The following is a 7,606-nucleotide window of genomic DNA, read 5'->3' as shown; positions in this document are numbered from 1 at the left end:
GATCTCCGCTGCCTCCGCCCAGGCCGCGGCCGGGGCGTCGGCCGCACCGGACCACGCGCCCGTGCTCATCGCGGTCACCGCCTGCCCGACCGGCATCGCGCACACCTACATGGCCGCCGACGCGCTCGCCGCAGCCGCGAAGAAGGCCGGCGTCGAGATGCACGTCGAGACGCAGGGCTCGTCCGGATCGACGCCACTGGCGCCCGACGTCATCGCACGTGCCGACGCCGTGGTGTTCGCCGTCGACGTCGACGTCCGCGACAAGAGCCGGTTCGCCGGCAAGCCGGTCGTCCAGGGGCCCGTGAAGCGCGGCATCGACCACCCCGCCGAGATGATCGACGAGGCCGTCGCCGCGATCAGCGACCCGTCGGCGCCGCGCGTCACGGGCGAGGCGACCGCGACCGCGACCGCCGCGGCCGCGAACGAGCACTTCGGCCAGAAGGTCAAGCGCGTCCTGCTCACCGGCGTCAGCTACATGATCCCGTTCGTCGCAGGCGGCGGCCTGCTCATCGCGCTGGGCTTCCTCTTCGGCGGCTACGACATCACCGCGACCGCGGGCGAGATCGTCACGACGAACAGCCTGTTCAACCTCCCCGAAGGCGGGTTCCTCCTGTACCTGGGGGCGGTCTTCTTCCAGATCGGCGCGATCTCGATGGGCTTCCTGGTCCCCGCGCTGGCCGGCTACATCGCCTACGCGATCGCCGACCGCCCCGGAATCGCGCCCGGCTTCGTCGCCGGTTCCGTCGCGGGCCTCATGGGTGCGGGCTTCATCGGCGGCCTCGTCGGCGGCCTGCTCGCCGGCTGGGTGGCGCTGATGTTCGCACGCCTCGACGTGCCGCGCTGGCTGCGGGGCCTCATGCCGGTCGTGATCATCCCGCTCGTCGCGTCGATCGTGGCGTCCGGCCTCATGATCGTGGTCCTCGGCGGACCGATCGCGGCGCTGTCCACCGCGCTGAACGACTGGCTCTCCGGCCTCTCGGGTGCTGCGGCGGTCGTGCTCGGCCTGATCCTCGGCGCCATGATGGGCTTCGACCTGGGCGGCCCCGTCAACAAGGTCGCGTACTCCTTCGCCGTCGCCGGGCTCGGCGCCGCGACGGTCGAGAACCAGGCACCGCTCATGGTGATGGCCGCGGTCATGGCGGCCGGCATGGTCCCGCCGCTCGCGATGGCACTCGCCACCGTGCTCGACCGCAAGCTGTTCACCCCGGTCGAGCGTGAGAACGGCAAGGCCGCGTGGCTGCTCGGCGCCGCATTCATCTCCGAGGGCGCGATCCCGTTCGCTGCGGCCGACCTCTTCCGCGTCATCCCGTCCATGATCCTCGGCGGCGCCGTCGCCGGTGCGATCTGCATGGGCATGGGCGTCACCTCGCAGGCGCCGCACGGCGGCATCTTCGTCTTCTTCGCGATCGGGAACCTGCTCTGGTTCGTCCTCGCGATCGTGGCGGGGTCGGTCGTCGGCGCACTTGCGGTCATCGCGCTGAAGCGCTGGGCCCACCGACGCACGATCCGCGAGGAGGTCGCGGAGGGAGAGCCCTCGATCCTCGCGGCCTGACCGCACACCGAGCCCCGACGGCCGGTGCCCCGCTCCCGGGCACCGGCCGTCGGCGTGCGCGGGGCGCGTCTCAGCGCCGCGGCTTCAACCGCACGGTCGGCAGGTCGGGCGCCGGGAGCGGGTCACCGTCGTAGCCGGCGACGATCCCGAACGGACCGTCGGGGTCGTTGCGCGCGATCACGTCGGACTGCCAGCGGCGGCGGAACTCGACGACCTCGTCGTGCGTGCGCCCGATGAAGTTCCACCACATCACGAGCTCCTCCTCGAAGGGCACGCCGCCGAGCAGCACGATGCGGACCGGGTCGGCGTCCGCGCGCACGCGCACGCGCTCGTGACCCCGTTCGAGGTGCGCGAGCTGCGCCCACGGCACCTCGGTGGCCGACCCGGACTCCGGCGCCTCGACGAAGGCGGGACCGGAGTCCACGAGGATCCCGTGCTCGAACGCGGGGTCGAGCGGGAGGTCGACCGAGCCTCCCGCGGGGAGGTCGACCTGCGCGCCGAGGAGCGGCGAGAAGACCGTGATCGACCCGGTCGCGGCATCCGTCGTCTCGCCGTCGCCCGCGAGCTCGCCGACGAAGACGCGCACCGTCGCGTCGCCGATCCGGAACGGCGTCGTGTCGGCGTGCTCGAAGAACGGCGCGACCGACCGCGCGTCGTCGGGGAGCGCGACCCAGAGCTGAACGCCGTGCAGGCGCGTCGTGCCCGACGTGGACACCTCGGAGTGCGAGATCCCTCGTCCTGCGGTCATCAGGTTGACGCCCCCAGGTCGCACCAGTTCGTGGCTGCCCGTGGAGTCGCGGTGCTCGATCTCGCCCTCGAACAGCCAGCTCACGGTCTGCAGGCCCGTGTGCGGGTGCGGCGGGACGACCATGCCGCCCGTCTCCGCGACGTCGTCGGGACCGTAGTGGTCGGCGAAGCACCAGGCGCCGATGGTCGTGCGCCCGCGCTGCGGGAGCGTGCGGCGGACCGGCATCGCGCGCGGGCCGCCGAGCGGGACCTCGCGGTACTCGTAGACGGCGACCCCAGGGCCGGTGGTCTCGTCGGGCGGGCAGAGCAGTTCGACGGGATCGCGCTCGAGGTTGCTCATGCCCGCATCCTACGCGCGGGCGCCGACGGTGGGAGGGGTCGGCCGCGACGGTCCCGCGCCCACCTCCGACGCGCGGAGGGTAGGGCCGGAGGTCCCGTCCGGCGAGGGCGACCGCGTGGCAGCATGGCGCCATGACTTCGCTCACCGGACCCCGCCGTCTCCTCGTCGCCGGACTCGCGATCGCCTCGGCCCTCGTGCTCACGGGCTGCAACCCGGGCTCCGGCGCGGTCGAGGACTTCCCGGGCCTGCCCGTCGCGGAGGAGGAGGCCGAGGGCGAGGCCGGCGGCGAGGAGACGGACCTCGGCGGGTCGACCGAGGAGGAGACCGACGAGGAGGACGTGGTCGACGCCCCGGAGCCGACCGGCGACGAGCCCTACGTGCAGTACCTCGACGACGGCGGCAAGCTGGCGATCACGATCTGGGGCTCGTCGACCTGCCCCGTCGTGCCGACCGAACTGAACGTCGTCGCCGAGGCGGGCGAGGGCAACGCGGTCGAGGCGGTGCTGCCGGAACCCGAGACCCGGCCCTGCACGGCCGACTTCGTCCCGCACACCACCGTCTTCTGGACTCCCGTGTACACCACGACCACCGAGCCGCTCGAGGTGACCGTCGGCGACCAGGTCGTCACGGTGCCGATCAAGTAGTCGCCGCGCCGCCGAGTCGCCGCGGTGCAGGGGTCGCCAGGCGTCAGCCGTGCCCGAGCGTGAGGTCGACGAACAGCTCGCTCGCCACGCGCTCCAGGTCGTCGCGCACGTCGGCGGGGTCGCCGCCCGGCGGCACCCGCACGACGAGGTGCGCCTCGAACAGTCGGCCGCCGGCCATCGGCGCGTCGCGCTGGCCGGTCGTGATCGTCTCGATGCTGAGCCCGTGCCGCGCGAGCACCGCCGAGATGTCGCGCACGATGCCCGGGTGGTCGTTGCCGATCAGGTCGATGCGCAGCGGCGTCCAGACGGCGGATGCCCCGGCCTCTGCCGTCGCCGCGACGCCCGGGTGCGCCGAGACCTCCATGAGCCCGTCGAGACCGTCGAGCGCGGCGCGCAGCGCCGCCTCCTGCTCGGCGGGCACGTCGACCACGACGATGCCGGCGAACTGGCCGGCGAGCTCGGCCATCTGGCTCTGCTCCCAGTTGCCGCCGTGGTCGCCGATGACGTCGGCGAGCGCCCCGACGAGTCCGGCGCGGTCGTCCCCGATGACGGTCAGCACGAGTCTGGGCATGCGTGCATCAAACCACGTGCCGGCGGGTGCGGTCGACCCCGCGGCATCCGCCTCGACCGCCGGCCCGAGGCATCCGCCCGCGCCGCGGCGACGAACCACGTCGTGAGCGTGCGCCCGTGGCGAACAGCGGCCCAACGCCGAGCCCCGGTGGTTAACGTGGAACGTAACGACGCCCCTACCCGGCGTCGGCGAGGAGTTGAGATGTTCGAGAGATTCACGGACCGAGCCCGTCGTGTCGTCGTCCTGGCCCAGGAAGAGGCCAAGATGCTGAATCACAACTACATCGGCACCGAGCACATCCTGCTCGGCCTCATCCACGAGGGTGAGGGCGTGGCCGCGAAGGCGCTCGAGTCGCTGGGGATCTCCCTCGATGCCGTCCGCGAGCAGGTGCAGGACATCATCGGGCAGGGCCAGCAGCAGCCGACCGGGCACATCCCGTTCACGCCGCGCGCCAAGAAGGTGCTCGAGCTCTCGCTCCGCGAGGCGCTCCAGCTCGGCCACAACTACATCGGCACCGAGCACATCCTGCTCGGCCTCATCCGCGAGGGCGAGGGCGTCGCCGCCCAGGTGCTCGTGAAGCTGGGGGCCGACCTCAACCGCGTGCGCCAGCAGGTCATCCAGCTCCTCTCCGGCTACCAGGGCAAGGAGCAGGTCCAGGTCGGCGCGAACGAGCAGCAGCAGCCCCAGGGCGGCTCGCAGATCCTCGACCAGTTCGGCCGCAACCTCACCCAGGCCGCGCGCGACTCCAAGCTCGACCCGGTCATCGGCCGCGAGAAGGAGATCGAGCGGGTCATGCAGATCCTCTCGCGCCGCTCCAAGAACAACCCCGTGCTCATCGGCGAGCCCGGCGTCGGCAAGACCGCGGTCGTCGAGGGCCTCGCCCAGGCGATCGTCAAGGGCGAGGTGCCCGAGACGCTGAAGGACAAGCAGCTCTACTCGCTCGACCTCGGCTCGCTCATCGCCGGCTCGCGCTACCGCGGCGACTTCGAGGAGCGCCTGAAGAAGGTCACCAAGGAGATCCGCACGCGCGGCGACATCATCGTCTTCATCGACGAGATCCACACCCTCGTGGGTGCGGGTGCCGCCGAGGGCGCGATCGACGCCGCGTCGATCCTCAAGCCGCTGCTCGCCCGTGGCGAGCTGCAGACCATCGGCGCCACCACGCTCGACGAGTACCGCAAGCACTTCGAGAAGGATGCCGCGCTCGAGCGCCGCTTCCAGCCGATCCAGGTGGCCGAGCCGTCGCTCCCGCACGCGATCAACATCCTCAAGGGCCTCCGCGACCGCTACGAGGCGCACCACAAGGTGTCCATCACGGATGGCGCGATCGTCGCCGCCGCGAACCTCGCCGACCGCTACATCAGCGACCGATTCCTCCCGGACAAGGCGATCGACCTGATCGACGAGGCCGGCGCGCGCCTGCGCCTGTCGATCCTCTCGTCGCCTCCGGAGCTGCGCGAGTTCGACGAGAAGATCGCCGTGGTCCGCTCCGCCAAGGAGACCGCGATCGAGGAGCAGGACTTCGAGAAGGCCGCGTCGCTGCGCGACGAGGAGAAGAACCTGCTCGGCGAGCGCCTGCGCCTCGAGAAGCAGTGGAAGTCGGGCGAGGTCAAGACGACCGCCGTCGTCGACGAGGGCCTGATCGCCGAGGTGCTCGCACAGGCCACCGGCATCCCCGTCTTCAAGCTCACCGAGGAGGAGAGCTCGCGGCTGGTCTTCATGGAGAAGGCCCTCCATGAGCGCGTCATCGGCCAGGAGGAGGCGATCTCCGCCCTGTCGAAGACGATCCGCCGCACGCGCGCCGGCCTCAAGGACCCGAAGCGCCCCTCGGGCTCGTTCATCTTCGCCGGCCCCACCGGCGTCGGGAAGACCGAGCTCGCCAAGGCGCTCGCCGAGTTCCTGTTCGACGACGAGTCGGCGATGATCTCGCTCGACATGTCGGAGTACGGCGAGAAGCACACGGTCTCGCGACTGTTCGGCGCCCCTCCCGGCTTCGTCGGCTTCGAGGAGGGCGGCCAGCTCACCGAGAAGGTGCGCCGCAAGCCGTTCTCGGTCGTGCTGTTCGACGAGATCGAGAAGGCCCACCCCGACATCTTCAACTCGCTCCTGCAGATCCTGGAGGAGGGCCGCCTCACCGACGGCCAGGGCCGGGTTGTGGACTTCAAGAACACCGTCATCATCATGACGACGAACCTCGGCACGAAGGACATCTCGGGCGGCCCCGTGGGCTTCCAGGTCGAGGGCGACACCCGCACGGGCTACGACCTCATGCGCGCGAAGGTGAACGAGGAGCTGAAGAAGCACTTCAAGCCCGAGTTCCTGAACCGCGTCGACGAGATCATCGTGTTCCCGCAGCTCAGCAAGGAGGAGCTGCTGCAGATCGTCGACCTCTTCATCAAGCGGCTCAGCGAGCGCATGCTCGACCGCGACATGACCGTCGAGCTGACCGTCCCGGCGAAGGAGCGGCTGATCGAGGTCGGGTTCGACCCGGCGCTCGGCGCCCGGCCGCTCCGCCGCGCGGTGCAGCACGAGGTCGAGGACCGCCTGTCCGAGAAGATCCTGCATGGCGAGCTCAACTCGGGCGACCACGTGCACGTGGACTTCAAGGACGGCGAGTTCGTCTTCACGACGACCCAGCGGGCGCTTCCCGTCGGGGTCGGGGTGAACACGGGCGCCGCGATCGGCACCGGGCCGGCGACGCCCGACCTGGCTGCCGGCCAGTAACCCGGAACCACGACAGGGGCGGATGCTGCGGCATCCGCCCTTCGTCGTCTCGGGCGAGCGACGGCGATATCGTCGAATGGTCGTTCCCCGGACCTGGACTGCGAGGCGAGCCGCCATGAGACATCCGCTGCTGGACTGGGCCGACGCGAGCCTGGCCGAGATCCTCCACGACCTCGAGCGGCTGGTGCGGGTCGAGTCGCCGTCGGCCGACCTCGCCGCGGTCGCGCGGTCCGCCGACGTCGTCGCCGAGATCGGCGAGCGCCGTCTCGGCTTCGCCCCCGAACGCATCGTCGTCGACGGATGCACCCACCTCCGTTGGCACCTCGGCTCCCCGGAGCCCGATGCGCCGCGCGTGCTCCTGCTCGCCCACCACGACACCGTGTGGCCGATCGGCTCGCTCGAGACCCATCCGTTCTCCATCCAGGACGGCGTGGTCCGGGGCCCGGGGTGCTTCGACATGCTGACCGGGTTGGTCATGGCCGTCCACGCCGCGGCCCACCTCGGGCATCTCCCCGATGCCGCCGTCACGCTGCTGGTCACCGGCGACGAGGAGCTCGGATCGCAGACGTCCCGGGCGCTGATCGAGCAGGAGGCCGACGGATGCGTCGCCGCCCTGGTGCTCGAGGCGAGCGGCGACGGCGGAGCGCTGAAGATCGGGCGCAAGGGCACCTCGAGCTACCGCGTCGAGATCACCGGGCGGGCCGCGCACGCGGGCCTCGAGCCCGAGAAGGGCCTCAACGCGACCCTCGAACTCGCGCACCAGGTCGGCGTCGTCGCCGGGTTCGCGGATGCCTCGGTCGGCACGTCGGTCACGCCGACCGTCGCCCGCAGCGGCACGACCATGAACACCGTGCCCGCGCACGCGTCGTTCGAGGTCGACGTGCGCGCCCTCACGGTGGGGGAGCAGGAGCGCGTCGACGCGGCGTTCCGCTCGCTCGTCTCGTCGACCGGAGCGCGCATCGCGGTGCACGGCGGCGTGGGGCGCCCGCCGCTCGAGATCGCCGCCACCGAGGGCGTGTGGCGCCGCG

At 71.5% G+C, this 7,606-nt stretch carries 6 protein-coding genes; 4 read left to right on the top strand and 2 right to left on the bottom strand.

Going from position 1 to position 7,606, the window contains the following annotated elements; genetic code table 11:
• On the top strand, nucleotides 1–1,552 hold a 1,552-nt coding region (locus tag ESO86_RS07950; RefSeq protein WP_129234417.1), incomplete at its 5' end, for a PTS fructose transporter subunit IIC.
• A 70-nt stretch (nucleotides 1,553–1,622) separates the two neighbouring features.
• On the opposite strand, the gene ESO86_RS07945 is transcribed toward ESO86_RS07950, so the two are convergent.
• Nucleotides 1,623–2,639, bottom strand: a complete 1,017-nt coding sequence (locus ESO86_RS07945) for a pirin family protein (RefSeq protein ID WP_129234416.1) — start codon at nucleotides 2,637–2,639, stop codon at nucleotides 1,623–1,625.
• Between the two features lie 131 nt (nucleotides 2,640–2,770).
• Between ESO86_RS07945 and ESO86_RS07940 the strand changes: the two genes are divergently transcribed.
• The gene (locus tag ESO86_RS07940; RefSeq protein WP_129234415.1) at nucleotides 2,771–3,283 is read left to right on the top strand and encodes a hypothetical protein; all 513 of its coding nucleotides are present in this window, start codon (nucleotides 2,771–2,773) and stop codon (nucleotides 3,281–3,283) included.
• Nucleotides 3,284–3,326: 43 nt separating this feature from the next.
• On the opposite strand, the gene ESO86_RS07935 is transcribed toward ESO86_RS07940, so the two are convergent.
• Nucleotides 3,327–3,854: a glycine cleavage system transcriptional repressor gene (locus tag ESO86_RS07935; protein WP_129234414.1), complete on the bottom strand. Its 528-nt coding sequence runs from the start codon at nucleotides 3,852–3,854 to the stop codon at nucleotides 3,327–3,329.
• Nucleotides 3,855–4,055: 201 nt separating this feature from the next.
• Between ESO86_RS07935 and ESO86_RS07930 the strand changes: the two genes are divergently transcribed.
• Both ESO86_RS07930 and ESO86_RS07925 read left to right on the top strand, forming a co-directional pair.
• A complete protein-coding gene (locus ESO86_RS07930) occupies nucleotides 4,056–6,578 on the top strand; it encodes an ATP-dependent Clp protease ATP-binding subunit (RefSeq protein ID WP_129234413.1) in 2,523 nt (840 codons plus the stop codon).
• Nucleotides 6,579–6,693: 115 nt separating this feature from the next.
• Nucleotides 6,694–7,606, top strand: a 913-nt coding sequence (locus ESO86_RS07925; protein ID WP_207207060.1) for a M20/M25/M40 family metallo-hydrolase, incomplete at its 3' end; no start/stop codon positions are given.

The organism is Agromyces binzhouensis, from assembly GCF_004135055.1.
Classification (GTDB): domain Bacteria; phylum Actinomycetota; class Actinomycetes; order Actinomycetales; family Microbacteriaceae; genus Agromyces; species Agromyces binzhouensis.
This window is presented reverse-complemented; position numbering and strand designations above follow the sequence as displayed.